Origin of the sequence: Halopseudomonas oceani, assembly GCF_002903165.1 — a bacterium.
Classification (GTDB): Bacteria; Pseudomonadota; Gammaproteobacteria; order Pseudomonadales; family Pseudomonadaceae; genus Halopseudomonas; species Halopseudomonas oceani.
On sequence record NZ_PPSK01000035.1, the window covers coordinates 1 to 15,270 of the forward strand.

Sequence of the window (15,270 nt, forward strand, 5' to 3'; positions counted from 1 at the left end):
CCTACGCTCCCTGTTCAGCCGGACCGGCCCGCGTATACAAGACCGAGGGCGACACAATTGCACAGCCATGAAAACAGCTCAAGTGCTGCTTTAGATCGTTGGGGTGCCGTCTAGAGCGGCAGCAAATCCTTGAGGTGCAAGGCCAGCCTGCATGCTGCCCTCCAAGCCGGTGGAGTAGTCTATGATGCCGGGTATGCGCGGTCGTTACTGCGGCGCGTAGTATTCGATGCGGGTGACGGCGTAGTCGTCTGCCAAGGGCGCTATGTGCAGAAATAGGTAGTCGCTCCGCCCCTCTTTCAGCACGCTGAAAGCATCGAAGTTGTGGTCCTCTGCAGTAGAGTAAAGGTCGGTCCAGTCTGCTAACAGTTGATGCAGGTTGAAGGTGAGCATCAATTCAGGTGTTTCTGGAGACTCGCAAGCGGCATGCTGCAATTCGAAGTGGGCCGCGACGGTGAAACCGCTGTCTACCGCAGCGGCTGGCAGGCGCGTCGGTTTGCTCGTAGTAATGAGCCGACAGGGGTTGTTGTCGTAGTAGCTGAAGGTGACGTTGGCGGTCAGCAGATCGGCAACCGGCTCGCCATTGCGCAGGCGTTCAGTAAAGCGCTCGATAAAGGCAAGGCGAACGGCATTTACCGGTTCGTCAAAGTCCGATTCGGCTGGCTCAGGCGCCGCGTTGAGCGCACTGCAGAGCAGCAGGCCCAGTAGCAGGCAGGCCAGTCTTGCTGTGCTTTTTCGCATCAACGTAACCTCGGGTTTGCAGGTAGGCCGGGTAGGCCGACACGCGCCAGGCCAGCAGCGACGCCGGAAAGGTGACAACCCCGTACACCCAGGAAATGTCGGCGACGGTGCTCTTAAACAGATACAGCTCAACCCCAATGGCAATAGCCTGAATCGTCAGCACAAACAGCAGCAGTGACGCCCATGGTTTCAACCGAAGCAGCGCCGTGACGCCCAGCAAAATCGCACCACCCGGCAGCGCAAGCACCAACGTCACCACAAAGCTGAGCGCGCCAATGGTAAGCGTCCGGTGAACACACCTTTTGAACTCCAGCTTTAAGGGCGATGGTGTCCGTCTATTTTTTCGCGGACGCGATTGCCCTTATCGCCAGGAGTTACATGCGCCAACGAAGCTCTTATCCAAAACCGTTCAAAGCCCAAGTCGTGCAGGAGTGCCTGCAACCTGGAGCCACCGTTTCCAGCGTCGCCATTCGGCACGGCATCAACGCCAACGTCATTCGCAAATGGCTGCCGGTCTATCGCGATCAAGCCGTCACAACCCTGCCAGCCTTCGTGCCAGTGCAACCGCTACCCAAGCGCACAGTGGATGAGGTGGTAGTGATCGTATTGCCCTTGGGAAGCAAGTCCATCACGGTTAAATGGCCCGCCTCAGATCCAGACGGTTGTGCACGTTTCATCCGCAGTCTCTCGCAATGATTCGCATCGACTCGATCTGGCTCGCCACCGAGCCCTTGGACATGCGAGCAGGCACGGACACAGCGCTGGCCCGCGTTGTCACAGTATTTGGGGCGGCGCAGCCGCACTGCGCCTACCTGTTTGCCAACAAGCGCGCCAACCGGATGAAAGTGCTCGTGCATGATGGTGTAGGCATCTGGCTCGCCGCACGGCGACTGAACCAGGGCAAGTTCCACTGGCCAGGCGTGCATCGTGGCCTAAAGGCAGAGCTCGACGCTGAACAACTACAGGCTTTGGTACTCGGCTTGCCATGGCAGCGAATTGGTTCCGGCGGTGCAATTACAGTGCTCTGAACCACGCTTACCAGCTGTGGCCGTGGCGGTGCTTTGGTAAAATCCACGGCATGACTTCCTCGCCCAATCTCGACCAAATGACGCCCGAACAGCTGCGCGCCCTCGCTGCGCAGTTGCTGTCCAAGGTCGACACCATGGGCAGAGAAAGCCGCCGCGACAAGACCGTTATCGAGCAACTCTCTCACGAGATCGCCATTCTCAAACGGCACAAATTCGCCAAGCGCAGTGAGCAAATCAGCCCGGCGCAAGGCAGCTTGCTGGATGACTTGCTCAACACCGACCTTGAGGCTATCGAGGCAGAACTGAACGCGCTCCGGCCTGAGCCTGCAGCAACCTCATCGCGCCAACAGCCCAAGCGCGCTCCGCTACCACCCCAGTTCCCACGTACGGTCATCCGCCATGAGCCGGAGAGCACACTGTGTGCCTGCGGGTGCCAACTTGAGCGCATCGGCGAAGATGTGAGTGAGAAGCTGGATTACACGCCAGGCGTGTTTACCGTCGAGCAACATGTGCGTGGCAAGTGGGCCTGCCGTCAGTGCGAAACACTGATCCAAGCGCCAGTGCCAGCCCAAGTGATCGACAAAGGCATTCCCACCGCCGGCCTGTTGGCCCATGTGATGGTGGCCAAGTTCGCAGACCACTTGCCGCTGTATCGCCAGGAAAAGATCTTTGGCCGCGCAGGCTTGATCATATCGCGTTCGACGCTGGCGCAGTGGGTAGGCCAAACCGGCGTGCAGCTCCAGCCCTTGGTGGATGCGCTGCGCGAGGCAGTGCTAGCTCAGGACGTTGTACACGCCGATGAAACACCGGTGCAGATGCTGGCACCCGGCGAGAAGAAAACACACCGGGCTTACGTCTGGGCCTACTGCACTACGCCGTTCTCGGCACTGAAGGCGGTAGTCTATGACTTCAGCCTCAGCCGTGCTGGCGAGCATGCGCGTAACTTCCTGGGCACCTGGAATGGCAAGCTGGTCTGCGATGACTTCGCAGGCTACAAGGCTGGCTTCGAGCAGGGCATCACCGAAATCGGCTGCATGGCGCATGCCCGGCGCAAGTTCTTCGACCTGCATGCGGCGAACAAAAGCCAATTAGCAGAACAGGCTCTGCACTCAATCGGCGGGCTGTACGAAGTAGAACGGCAGGCCAAAGACATGAGTAATGAAGATCGCTGGCGATTACGCCAAAAAGTAGCAGTGCCCATCGCAGGCAAGCTGCACGAGTGGATGTTGGCTCAGCGCGAGCGTGTGCCTGAGGGCTCGGCCACAGCCAAGGCACTGGACTACAGCTTGAAACGCTGGGTAGCGCTGACGCGCTACCTGGATGATGGTGCTGTGCCCATCGATAACAATGCGGTCGAGAACCAGATCAGGCCGTGGGCGCTTGGCAGATCAAACTGGCTCTTCGCTGGATCGTTGCGCAGCGGTAAACGCGCGGCTGCAATCATGAGCCTGATCCAGTCAGCTCGCATGAATGGCCATGATCCGTATGCCTACCTCAAGGACGTGCTAACGCGGTTGCCGACGCAGAAGGCTAGCGAGGTCGAGCAACTACTGCCCCATCGGTGGGTGCAGGGCTGACCGGCGCAAGGTGTATTCCCTGTACGCTTACCGCCAATGAGCAAAACTCCAACCCCACAGAACGCGCCGCCACAGCGACTGCGATGGCGTGGGCCACTGCGGCGAAGCAGGCCGTGATCAGGGTGGCCGGTAGCAGGTGGGCTAGGTGTTGCCGCAATCGGGGCATGGGTTTCTATCCGTGAAAACAGGGAAGAACCCGATGTCTAGGCTGGGCCGATAAACGCGCTACCTCGGTATCCTAGGCCGATGCGAGTCACGCTTGTTCCAACTTTCTGTATGAAGTTCAGGGCGTATTCATAGCGCAGTTTTGCATGGATGGTTGCTTTCTCTTCGACGAAATTGAGTGAACCGTCAGCCAATTGCGGTTTGATGAGGTCGAACTCAGGGCCGGTCAACACTCCGTCGTTTCTGGCTACGAATGTCCGCCATGTTACTTTGTCTGACGATCCCTGTGCTGGCAGCCCCAGACACGTAATTTCATTTGGAGAAGTTTCGGCAAAACAATAAAGGCCGCTATTGATGTCACTTTCTCCAAGGCCGCTGATCTCGAAGATATTAAGCCTCAACGCAGTGAATGGCCGTAACTCGTTGCTGTTACCTACAAAAGCAACTGTGTTCTGTCCGGGTTCCATGTCACAGGCGGGCGTTGCACACACCCACCATTCATTATTTAGCTTGAATATGTGGCCGCAATCGAGATGTCCATTGCCGGTTATCACGGGAAGAGTCGATATATAGCTGTTGAAGTGTGTCGCTGCGGTTCTAAGAGCTTCGGATTCTGTTAGGTCAACGCCGTAATGGCCAGCGAACGTGTCGCCAGTGGCAATATCTGTCGCGTGAATAAGCTCTCCGAATGCGACGATTGCCGGTTCGATCAGCGTGCCGAGTGCTTCTGCCTGTCGGTTCAGATGGTCGCGGATCAGAGCTGCTCGCCCTTCCGCAGCCCCAACGTTGCGTATCAAATCGTAAAAATAGGCGAAAACCTGTGCCTTCGAGAGTATGCGGTCCTCTGCTTCAACACCGTTACAGCTGATCTCATGTCTGATTTTTGCCGACAGTAGTCGTGACGGAGAGGGTTGCCAGGCTTCTAAAGCAGACTCAAGCTCTGTAAGCAAATCCTGATGATTTTTCTCGACGAAAGTAACAAAGCCACGTCTTGTTCGTAGCCATAGTCTGTCGTCTTTTTGGGTCCAGGTTAGGCCTTCGAAAGCTTCTGCCGTAAAATCATCTTTCAGATTTTTTTCGAATCTCGCGATGGCCCAGAACGCGAAGGCTTTCTTGTTGCGTCCTTTTAGGCCGATATTCTCTGCCCAGCTGTGAAGTCCTGAGAGAATACCCTCGCCACTCATATAGCGCCTTAACTCATTTCCACAGTTCACCGCCGGGTGCCGAAGCCGTAAATAGGTTCCGGTATCGAAATACTCCGACAGGTCCTTTGGATTGAATTTCTCTTCCGCATCCAGCTCGTCGAGCTGCTCTTCGAGTCCGGCTATTAATGCTAACTCTGTGTTGAACTCTTCCGATAGCGACTTGCTCAGACTGATCAGACAGCTATGGAAGACGTCTTGAAGCTCAGGTTCCTGAGTGTGGACGACAATAAGGTTAAAGTGCTGGTTGCGTAGAACAGCTCGTATGATGTCACGAGCCATTGCGCCGCCGAGGCCGCTTTCAGCACCCTCGAGATTGTAATCAAGGATAAGGAGGTCTGACTGATGTAAATGATCTGCAGTGGCGTCGGGGGCGTCATGTATATCAAGGATCAATGCAGGCTTTTTCTTTCTAAACTGACTTATGACGCTCAGCGCTCCTGCTGGATCGTTTTGCCAGCTTTTCTCCGAAGATCTTGCCTCAAGCGCCCTGTCTTGAGTTGACTCTGGGAGCGCATTGTTCAAGATCTCGTCCCACGTGGGGTATTGGTCGTCCACGATCAATACCGAGCGAATGGGATCGATGAAAGCTTCCCTGATGAGGCTTTGCAATGTTGTCATTGTCCGAATTCCGCTCCCTTGAAATCGATAATGAAGTTTGCACCTGGCAGAAGCCGAAATTTTTTCTCACTCGCATAGCGTATGGAGTGACCGCTGACGGTCAGGTTCATACGGCAAAGGTATAGGCCGATACCACGCCCCCCGCTCATTTTTCGCGTGAAGAACATCCGGAACAGGTTTTCTTGGTCGAGTGGATCGACGCCGGGGCCGTTGTCCGAAACAGCTATAGCCCCATCGATGGTGTCAAGCCGAATAAGCGGGCCCTCTGTTTCGTGGTGAATGAGCCAGTAAATGCTGTTGTTTACAAGATTTATAAAAACTGGAAGCAGTCGTGATGGCTGCTCATCCACAGAGAACGCTCGGAACGCATCAGACGCTTCGATATTGATTCCACGTGTCCGAATTACGGAGGCAAAAAAGGCGTGCAGATAGTCGATGATTTCTTCGCCAGTAATCCTTCTCCGAACACGTGTGCCTGAGAGCTTTAGGGGCGCGAGGAACTCTAGCTGCTGGCTTAGCCCTTCGAAGCCGAGTTCTATCTGTTCAGTTCCTGCAGGGGAGCCAGCTGCTCTCACTTGTCGCAGGCCTGTGCGGATGAGCTGTTCGTTCGTATGGAGCTCGTGCCCGAGAATCTCGACGGTAATGCCTAGCTGAGCAACTTGGTTGAGCTTGTTCAGTTCATCGCGTAGCTCAGAATTCTCCGCAGTTCCTTGCCGGGCAATCAACTCTACATCGATGTTCGCTTTAAGCAGTTCCAGTGTCTCGATATACGACTGGAAAATTCCTTCGTTCTCTTCATCGATCGCGTGACGCAGTGCGCTGAGTTTTTCCAAGGCTTCATGCAGGTCGCAAAGTCCATTCTCTACCTGAGTCAGGACCGGACCTGACTGCTCATGAAAAACCTTGTTCCGACTGGAAAATAAGGCCTCGATGCGAGCCTTTTCCGTATCTTGCAGCTCATCGACCTCTTTCTTCCATCGTCGCGTACGGGCATGAATTTGCCCGGCAAGCTGGTTTATGTGCTGAGTTACAATCTCTTCAGGTTTTGCAGGTTTTATTCTTTCCAAAGCCTCCTTTCGGACTTCCACCATCTCAGAAAGAAGACTTTGCATGTTTGCGTAAAGCTGCCTGAACTGCCGATAATCGTCTTCGGCAGTGCCAAGGTTGGAGGTCGCACCGACAACTCTCAGCGCGGAAATGCGTTCGTCGAACTCTGTAAACGCTGCCTGAGCGCGCATAATGTCCGCTTCAGATTGAAGGGCTAGTTCCGACCGGTACGCTGTCATCTCTTCTGCTAGCTCTAGAACCATAGGGAGGTTTCTTTTGAGCTGTGCTCTGAACCTCTTGCGGTTCCGCTTGGCCAGTTCTTTTCGTTCGTGCTCCGCTCGAGCCTTTCGGTTGCGATCCTGGATATCTTGCAGTTCAGTCTGACGTGCCTCTGACTCCCCGCCGAAGTAGTCCCGCGCCGAAGTGCGCAGAATGTTGACGACTATGGTCCTGAGGGCCTTAGCCGCACGATTGTCAATGAAGCCCTCTCGGCCAGCCTTGTCCCGAAGGTTGGGGTTTTGCTCTCGAGACAGCGCGACTCTGCCGAACATACGTCGCGCGTTCCAGAACTCACGACCAGCGTTAATGCTGCGACGCTGTTCGATCTCGAAGAAGTCGCTGTCGACTCGACCGTAGGGAAGGATGCGTAAGCCGTTGCGATAGATAAGGAAGCCAGAATAACGGTCCGCTAATGCGTTCAGTCTCGCATGTTGGTCGTCGGTATGGGTCGAGTTTTCACGCTGCCTTTCATAGGTCGAAAGATGAATCGAGAACGGCCCGACGAACGTTTTTGGGCCGTGAGGTGGTTTGTAATCGGCAGGTGGCTTGATCTCATAGTCGGCTCCGGTTTCCCTCCATTCGCCGAACGCCTTGATCTGTCCTCGGAATATGCCGTCGGCATCTATATTCCCACTGATGACATGCTCCATGTCGTCAGTGGTGTCGCGAGTGAGGCGATCCAAGTCCCTTCCAATGATAGGGTTGGGCACTCCATCCGTCCAGGTAACTACTTCGTAGTCGAATTCTGGGTCGAACGCGTTCGTTTCGTTTGCTGCGGCACTGACGAACGGGTCAGTGAAGGCAGAGAGGGTCGCAAAGAAAGTGTCGCGTATGTTTTTGGTTGACCCGTCAGGGGCGATGCTCGGTAGTTGGGCGCGCAGGTCGTAATTGATGTCCGACACAAACATCGCCGTGCCGCTAGTAGCTTCGCCGCTCCAAACGCGCCATTTTGAGAAATGGCGTTCATCGAAACGCGCGTTGATTAGGGTGCCCACGATTTCTTCGGAGGGCTTTGTGGACGATGGGTCGGTCTCTTGCCTCAGAGCATCATACGCCGCCCATGCTTGGCCCAGTCTTTGAGCTCTCTGAGGATCTTTCTTGCCTCCCCAAACATTGTCTGTGAGGCTGTCGAAAAGCTCTGGAAGCTGAGAAGATAGCTCTCCGGTTTCGCTGAATTCCGTTACAGGAATCTGAATGTCGGACAGGACGAGAAACGGGTTTTCGAATATGCGCCAATCGATTAGCGCGGCTACAAAGTCGCATTCTCTGCGTTTGGATATGATCAGCAATAGTGGGCCCAGGTTGGCCGACGAAAGACGGCCGATACCTTTCTGCCCTTGCTTCGACCGCTTCGGTAGCCCGTCTCGATCCTTTTCGTCCGCTACTTGCCCATCATATTTTGACTCGGTGCCCACTACGAGCCATCGGTCGACGAACTCTCCTCGGCTCATTCCATGCCCGTCGTCAAGAACTGCAGCTACAGGTTCGTCGCCGTCGAAAATATGCAGCCCCACTCTTCGTGCGTAAGCGTCGTATGAGTTTTTCCAGAGTTCGGAGATGGCTGTTGGGCAGTCGGCGATCTGCTCTCGGCCGAGGTGGTCAATCGTTCTTGCCTGTGTCCTGAAGGAAAGGGTTTCGATCATGCGACCTCCGCAACCCTTTCCTTGGCCCTTGCGGCGAGAGCGGCTTTTCTTAGCGGCTCAAGCAGGACTCTGGCGAGCTCAACAGGTACTGCGTTTCCGACCTGCATTCCTCCTGCCATTAAGCCGCCCTCAAAATTGTACCAGTCCGGAAACGACTGAAGGCGTGCCGCCTGCCGCAAGGTGATCCCGTGATGCTCCGTTGGGTGAACGAAACGACCCTTTGAAGGGTTGATACAAGCCGTGGTCATTGTTGGCCCGGGGCGGCTGGGATCAATCCTGCCATAAACGTCCCGGTGCCCGGAGTGGGTTTCGTGGCACGGAAGCACTCGACCGGAGTCGCTACGAGATCCCCCGTTTGGAGGCGTGCGTTTAAATGCATCCAGAAGTTCCTGTCCGTGCTGCATATGGATGTCGTTTGGATCGTGTTCGGAAGGTGTCATTTTGAATGCGACAGCCGCTGATACCCATGCAGGCAAGTCGGATTGCGCGTCAGGAGCAGCATGGGTAGCGGCGGGAGGCCAAGCCGGTGGTCCTGATAGTTTTTTCTTATCGTATCCGAGAATGAAAACTCGCCGCCTGCTTTGGGGTACGCCGTAGTCTCTGGCATTCAGTATTTGTGGTTCGAGAACACCGTATTCTGCTGAGGCGGCAAGTGCATAGAAAGCTTCTAAGTGTTTTTCGTGCCTCGGCCATAATAGGCCTGGCACGTTTTCAACCAAAAAGAATGTCGGCCGCAAAACTCGAACATACTCGAAATACCTGAGAAGTAGCTCGTTACGCGGATCGTTTACGCCAGCATCCTTTATTCTGTGTGCGGAAAAGCCTTGGCATGGCGGACCTCCCAGTAGAATGTCGCACCCGAATTCGTCGAAACCGCCCATCTTGCGTACGACATGCGGGTCTAACGCCGTAATGTCGTCCTCAAATAGCTGAGCTGTCGTCAACTTAGACTCGATCAGGTTGGATCGGTAGGTAGCGCAAGCATGCTTGTTCCACTCAACGGCGGCGGCCACTTTTACGCCTGCTTGGTAAGCGCCTAAAGAAAACCCGCCAGCTCCGGCGAACAAGTCGCATGCGAGCACGTCGGATTTTCTTCCGCTAACATGTGCATGCTTGCTGACATTATTTCTCTTCTTCGTCAACTGCCACTCCTATTGGCCCTTGCGCCGGTCCCTAAGCTCATTGTCACTAGCACAATTTTAGCTGCGTTTAGAGCAAGCAAAACAACCGTTCTCATCTCTCTATTTTTGTCGATTGTGTTTTAGGCACTATTGTCTCCCCTGCGAGAGATATTTGCTGAATCGCGTATTCATTGCCGGAAAACAGGAGTTGCTCATGGGCACTCCACATGGTGGCTCATACTATCATGGCGGGCTGGGTGCTCAAGCATAGACTATTCGGCTGCTAGTTGAGATTGAGTGTGAGGTGTCGGCCCCCCCCCCCGTGAGGCCAGCGAAGGGGCTGCCCTAGGCTCCGTGTCTTTTACTTATGCGTTCGCTGATCAAGCCCTTTGAATTCGCCCCTCTTCGTTTTTTTACATTGCAGTCGTGTGTAAGCTTCCCTTCAGTGCCCCGATTGAACAAACGCGCTTGGTCGCGCGCAGCCAATTGGGTGCTTTGGGGCTATTCATACTAGGCTGCGGGGGAGTACTGTTTTGCGCCTGTTCGGGTTTGGCTCTGGGTGGTGAAAGCGAAGTGCTACGCTAGAGAGTAAAGAGGGGCGACTGGTGGCACTATGACAGGATTGGCTGCGAATCGCTTCGGCGATTCTTGGGGCTTTGCCCCGTCGCTGGGCTCCGCCCAAATCGCGGTGCGATTTGTCGAACGACAGGCTCGAATTGGCCATCCGGAACACCGCACATAGCAAAAGGCCCAGCGGTTGCTGGGCCTTTTGCTATGTATGGCGCACCCGACAGGATTCGAACCTGTGACCCCTGCCTTCGGAGGGCAGTACTCTATCCAGCTGAGCTACGGGTGCTTCTGGGCTGCGGTCGTTGCGACCAATGGCCGCAGCCTGTGGCGCGCTGGTCGTAACCGACTCGCGGGCAGGCTGCGCTGCAGCGCGGCAATGATACGCATTGAACGGGGCCGCGTCCATGCCTCACGGGCGATTCCTTGTGCGTTGCGGCAAGTCGGGTACTTTGTCGGGTGGGGGTTTATCGGTATACTCGCGCACATTGTCCGGGCAATGCACTTGGGCGCAACACTTATAGCCATGATGAGGATGCACAAGGTGATGACTTTGAAGAAGATTCTGCTGGCCTCGGCGGCCATGCTGGCCGTAGTTGCCGGTAATGCTTTCGCTGCCACCGCGAACGAAGAGGCTATCGCTGAACGTCTGAAGCCTTACGGTACCGTCTGCCTGGCGGGTGATCCGTGTGCTGAAGAGGTTGCTGGCGGTGGTGCTGCTGCGGCAGGCCCGCGCTCCGGTGCTGATGTAGTCGGCAAGTTCTGCTCCGCTTGCCACAGCTCGGGTGTTCTGGGTGCGCCGAAAGTGGGTGATGCTGACGCTTGGCAAGCGCGTCTTGATAGTCACGGTGGTGACTTCGACGGCCTGCTGCAGAACGCAATCCACGGCCTGAACGCCATGCCGCCTAAAGGCACCTGTGGTGACTGCTCCGATGAAGAGCTGCTGGCTGCGATCCACGAGATGTCTGGTCTCTGATCAGACGCTTCGTGCTGTACTGAACGCCCCGCCTTGTGCGGGGCGTTTTGCTTTCCGGCTAACCCTTTAGCAGATCGCGCAGGTTGGACAGTGCGGCCTTGCCTCGGGCCTGTTTCTGTTCGACCGGCGCTTCCTCGGTGCCTTCCCACTCCAGGTCCTCGGAGGGGATTTCGTCGAGGAAGCGGCTGGGGGCGCAGTCGATGACTTCGCCGAACTGGCGGCGCTTGGCGGCGAAGGTGAACGCCAGTGTCTTGCGCGCGCGGGTGATGCCAACGTAGGCCAGCCGGCGTTCTTCTTCGACGCTGTCGGCTTCGATGCTTGAGCGGTGCGGCAGGATTTCCTCTTCCATGCCCATGATGAACACGTGCGGATATTCCAGCCCCTTGGAGGCATGCAGGGTCATCAGCTGTACCCGGTCGGAATCCTCTTCCTCTTCCTGACGTTCGAGCATGTCGCGCAGGACCAGTTTGGCGATGGCATCCTCAATGTTGCTTTCGCCGCTCTCGTCCTTTTCTAAGATGCTCTTGATCGAGTCGAGCAGGAACCAGACGTTGCCCATGCGCTTGGCGGCGATGTCGTCGCTGGAGCAGTTTTGGCGAATCCAGTTCTCGTAGTCCAGATCGAGCACCATGCGCCGCAGTGTTTCAATCGGGTCGCCTTCATAACACTGCTTGCGAATGCCATCGAGCCAACCGATGAAGCGCTGCAATTTTTCGGTGTAGCGAGCATCCAGTCGCTCGCCCAGCCCGATCTCGGTGCAGGCCTGATACATGGTGATCTGACGTTCGTTGGCGTAGGTGCCGAGCTTTTCCAGCGTGGCCGGGCCGATCTCGCGGCGCGGAACGTTGATGACCCGCAACAGCGCGTTGTCGTCGTCCTGATTGACCAGCAGGCGCAGGTAGGACATCAGGTCCTTCACTTCCTGGCGGCTGAAGAAGCTGGTGCCGCCGGACAGGTGATAGGGGATCTGGTGGTGCTGCAGCTTAAGCTCAATCAGGCGTGCTTGGTGGTTGCCGCGGTACAGGATCGCGAAGTCGCGCCAGGCACGCTTGTGCTGGTGATGCTGATTCTGGATTTCAACTGCCACCCGCTCGGCCTCGGCTTCCTCGTTGCGGCAGCGGATGACGCGCAGCGGTTCGCCATACCCCAGCTCACTCCACAACTGCTTCTCGAACACGTGCGGGTTGTTGGCGATCAGCGTGTTGGCGGCGCGCAGGATGCGGCTGGTGGAGCGGTAGTTCTGCTCCAGCATGACCACCTTGAGGTGCGGGAAGTCTTCCTTGAGCAGCGCCAGATTCTCCGGGCGTGCACCGCGCCAGGCGTAGATGGACTGGTCGTCGTCGCCGACCACGGTGAAGCGCGCCTGGCTGCCGACCAGCATCTTGACCAGCAGGTATTGGCTGGCGTTGGTGTCCTGGTATTCGTCTACCAGCATGTAGCGAATACGGAACTGCCACTTCTCCAGCACGTCGGGGTTGTCGCGAAACAACACCACCGGGATCAGGATCAGGTCGTCAAAGTCGACTGCGTTGTACGCCTTGAGCGTGCGCTGATAGTGCATGTAAACGCTGGCGGCGGTCTGTTCCTGCGGGGTCTTGGCCTTGGCCAGCGCCTCGTCCGGCAGGATCAGGTCGTTCTTCCAGTTGGAGATCTGTGCCTGGATGCCTTCGATGCCGTCTTCGGCACCATAGTCCTTGTGCATCAAATCTGTAATCAGCGCCATGGCATCCTGTTGATCGAAGATCGAGAAGCCGGGCTTGTAGCCAAGCCGCTGATGCTCCTTGCGGATGATGTTCAGGCCGAGGTTGTGGAAGGTCGAAACGGTCAGGCCGCGGGCATCTGGCCCCTTGAGCAGTTGGCTGACCCGCTCTTTCATTTCGCGCGCAGCCTTGTTGGTAAAGGTCACCGCGATGATGTTCTGCGCACGGATGCCGCACTCCTTGACCAGGTAGGCAATCTTGCGCGTGATGACGCTGGTCTTGCCGCTACCGGCCCCTGCCAGCACCAGCAGCGGCCCGCTGATATATTCGACGGCTTCCTGTTGGCGGGGGTTGAGGCGTGACACGGCTTGGATACTCCTGAGCGGGCCGGCAATAGTAGCAGTTTTCCCGCTGGCATCAGATGAGCGGCAACCGGGAAACTTGGTAATTGTTCAAAATTTCGCTATAACTGACTTCACAAAAATGCCGTATATACCTAAATTTAAAAGAATCTTTACTTTTCGAGGCGCTCCTTAACACGACGGCTCTGGCTGACGCTGGTTTTCTTTTGCGAAAGATGTCAGCCAAATCAAGCAGATAGCCTGCTCTGGCTGAAGGGTTGGATGGTTACAGTGAGTATTATTCTCGAATCTTGGGGGATCGCCAGTTGAGCGATGACAGTGCTGGGCAGCGAGTAGTCTTGCTCGATAGCGACCACGGAGCCTTTGTGCAGCTCTGTCGGCGGCTGTCGGCAGTGGCGCGGCTGCCCTTTGTGCTTGAACGCGCTGACGACTGGCACCAACTGCAAACGCGGATCAACCAGGGTGAAGTCCAGGCGGTACTTGCACGTACAGGTAATTTGCCGTTGTTGCAGGACTGCGGTGTGCCGGTCATTCATCTCGCCAGCGAACCCGATTTCGCCGCTTTCAACAGTGGGCTGAACGACAGCATCTGGGAGCAATCCTCGGCCAGCGAGATCGTTCGCTGTCTGCAGTACGCGATTGAACGCCAACGGCTGCGCACCGCTCTTGAGCGCGCTGCCAGCTTTGACCCGCTGACCGGCACCTGCAACCGGCAGATGCTGCAGGATCGGCTCAAGCAGGGCATGCGTCGCGCCCTGCGCACCAATCAACCGCTGGCGGTGTTCTGTGTCGATATGGACAACTTCCGCCACGTCAACGATACCCTTGGGCACAGTGCTGGCGACGCCATTATCTGCGAAGTGGTCGAGCGCTTGCGCTCGGTACTGCGCAACACCGATACGATTGGCCGTATGGGCAGCGACGAATTTGCGCTGGTTGTTGAGGATTACGGTTCATCCACCAATCTGCTGCAGATCGCGCAGAAGATCATCAACGAGCTGGCCGAGCCCTTTAACGTTAACGGCGAAGGCATGTTGCTCGGTTGCAGCGTTGGGATCGCGACCTACCCTGAGGGTGGTCAGACCGTCGACAGCCTGTTGCTGCACGCGAACCTGGCGATGCTGCAGGCCAAGGGGCAGCGCGGCTGCAACTTTCATTTCTACGATGAACGTATCAACCTGCAGGCGCACAGTCTGATCGAGTTCGAAGCCTCGCTGCGCCACGCTTTGCGTCGCAGCGAGTTTGAATTGCATTATCAACCGCGGATTGAGCTGCACAGTGGCAAGATCGTCGGCCTGGAAGGGCTGATTCGCTGGCGTCATCCGGAGCGCGGTTTGCTGGGTCCTAATGAATTCATACCGCTGGCCGAAGAGACTGGCCTGATCGTGCCGATGGGCTATTGGGTGATCGCCCGTGCCTGCCACGACTTGGCGCAGATGAAAAAGATGGGCATGGAGCAGATTCATGTCGCGGTAAACATGTCGTTCTGTCAGTTTCAGGACAGCCGCCTGCTGTCCACCGTTAAGCGCTTGCTTGAGCGTACCGGCATTGATCCGCATTGGCTGGAGTTCGAGCTGACCGAAACCGCTGTCATGCAGCAGCCGGAACAGGTGCTGATGACGATGGAAGGCATGACCGGGCTGGGCCTGCGCTTCTCGCTTGATGACTTCGGCACTGGCTTCTCGTCTTTCGTTCATCTGCACAGCCTGCCGATCAATCTGCTGAAGATCGACCGCAGCTTCGTCAAGGCCATCGCCGAGCGCACGGCTGATCGCCAACTGGTCGGCGCGATGATCGACATGGGTCACAGTCTGGGATTGGAGGTGGTGGCCGAAGGCGTCGAGCATCGCGACCAACTGGAGATTCTCCGCAACCTTGGGTGTGATCAGGTGCAGGGGTACTTCATCAGTCCGGCGCTCGCATTCGAGGAGTTGTGCTACTTCATGGATGCTTACGCGGTGGGGCGTGAAGACGTGCTCAAACCAACCCCGGGACTCTCACTTATATCCTGATTGTGTTGGTTTAACGCAAGGCGACGACCGGCACCGCTGGCGCCAGCGTCTCGACACCGGTGCCGCCCCACTGCTTCTGACTATAGACCACTGGCCCGCGCTCGCCAGTTATTGTCCTACCGTCCGTCCGTCTAGCCAGGCTGGCGATCCAGTTGCCGATACTGCAACGCTTCGGCCAGATGTGACCGGCCTACCTGCTCCGCTGCATCCAGGTCTGCCAGGGTTCGCGCGG

At 56.5% G+C, this 15,270-nt stretch carries 12 protein-coding genes and 1 tRNA gene; 5 read left to right on the plus strand and 8 right to left on the minus strand.

Features of this window, described 5'->3' with window-relative positions:
* Positions 1-204: 204 nt before the first annotated feature.
* The gene (locus C1949_RS18600) at positions 205-738 is read right to left on the minus strand and encodes a hypothetical protein (RefSeq protein WP_104739875.1); all 534 of its coding nucleotides are present in this window, start codon (positions 736-738) and stop codon (positions 205-207) included.
* A complete protein-coding gene (locus C1949_RS18605; protein ID WP_146040352.1) occupies positions 662-985 on the minus strand; it encodes a hypothetical protein in 324 nt (107 codons plus the stop codon). Before C1949_RS18605 ends, C1949_RS18600 begins: the two co-directional genes overlap by 77 nt.
* A 131-nt stretch (positions 986-1,116) precedes the next feature.
* Here C1949_RS18605 and tnpA point away from each other — a divergent pair, with 131 nt between their 5' ends.
* Genes tnpA through tnpC form a run of 3 tightly spaced genes read left to right on the plus strand, consistent with a single transcriptional unit; the run spans position 1,117 to position 3,343 of the window.
* A complete protein-coding gene (gene tnpA, locus C1949_RS18610; protein WP_169847328.1) occupies positions 1,117-1,434 on the plus strand; it encodes an IS66-like element accessory protein TnpA in 318 nt (105 codons plus the stop codon).
* On the plus strand, positions 1,431-1,766 hold the full coding sequence (gene tnpB / locus C1949_RS18615; protein ID WP_169847329.1) for an IS66 family insertion sequence element accessory protein TnpB: 336 nt from the start codon (positions 1,431-1,433) through the stop codon (positions 1,764-1,766). The genes tnpA and tnpB overlap by 4 nt, the downstream gene beginning before the upstream one ends.
* Before the next feature lie 50 nt (positions 1,767-1,816).
* The gene (gene tnpC, locus C1949_RS18620) at positions 1,817-3,343 is read left to right on the plus strand and encodes an IS66 family transposase (RefSeq protein ID WP_090475323.1); all 1,527 of its coding nucleotides are present in this window, start codon (positions 1,817-1,819) and stop codon (positions 3,341-3,343) included.
* A gap of 203 nt (positions 3,344-3,546) precedes the next feature.
* Here the strand turns inward: tnpC and C1949_RS18625 are convergent, their stop codons facing one another.
* The 4 genes from C1949_RS18625 to C1949_RS18640 form a co-directional block, all read right to left on the minus strand.
* Complete coding sequence (locus C1949_RS18625; protein WP_104739877.1) at positions 3,547-5,331, minus strand: response regulator receiver domain; 1,785 nt, start codon at positions 5,329-5,331, stop codon at positions 3,547-3,549.
* Positions 5,328-8,300, minus strand: a complete 2,973-nt coding sequence (locus tag C1949_RS18630) for an ATP-binding protein (RefSeq protein WP_104739878.1) — start codon at positions 8,298-8,300, stop codon at positions 5,328-5,330. Before C1949_RS18630 ends, C1949_RS18625 begins: the two co-directional genes overlap by 4 nt.
* On the minus strand, positions 8,297-9,442 hold the full coding sequence (locus C1949_RS18635) for a DNA cytosine methyltransferase (protein ID WP_104739879.1): 1,146 nt from the start codon (positions 9,440-9,442) through the stop codon (positions 8,297-8,299). The genes C1949_RS18630 and C1949_RS18635 overlap by 4 nt, the downstream gene beginning before the upstream one ends.
* A 758-nt stretch (positions 9,443-10,200) precedes the next feature.
* Positions 10,201-10,277, minus strand: a tRNA-Arg gene (locus tag C1949_RS18640).
* A 258-nt stretch (positions 10,278-10,535) separates the two neighbouring features.
* On the opposite strand from C1949_RS18640, the gene C1949_RS18645 reads away from it, so the two are divergent.
* A complete protein-coding gene (locus C1949_RS18645) occupies positions 10,536-10,964 on the plus strand; it encodes a c-type cytochrome (RefSeq protein ID WP_170063118.1) in 429 nt (142 codons plus the stop codon).
* Positions 10,965-11,022: 58 nt separating this feature from the next.
* On the opposite strand, the gene rep is transcribed toward C1949_RS18645, so the two are convergent.
* A complete protein-coding gene (rep, locus tag C1949_RS18650; RefSeq protein ID WP_104739881.1) occupies positions 11,023-13,029 on the minus strand; it encodes a DNA helicase Rep in 2,007 nt (668 codons plus the stop codon).
* Positions 13,030-13,331: 302 nt separating this feature from the next.
* Between rep and C1949_RS18655 the strand changes: the two genes are divergently transcribed.
* Complete coding sequence (locus C1949_RS18655; RefSeq protein ID WP_146040353.1) at positions 13,332-15,038, plus strand: putative bifunctional diguanylate cyclase/phosphodiesterase; 1,707 nt, start codon at positions 13,332-13,334, stop codon at positions 15,036-15,038.
* A 131-nt stretch (positions 15,039-15,169) separates the two neighbouring features.
* Here the strand turns inward: C1949_RS18655 and C1949_RS19860 are convergent, their stop codons facing one another.
* Positions 15,170-15,259: a hypothetical protein gene (locus tag C1949_RS19860; protein WP_425319882.1), complete on the minus strand. Its 90-nt coding sequence runs from the start codon at positions 15,257-15,259 to the stop codon at positions 15,170-15,172.
* Positions 15,260-15,270: the final 11 nt, after the last annotated feature.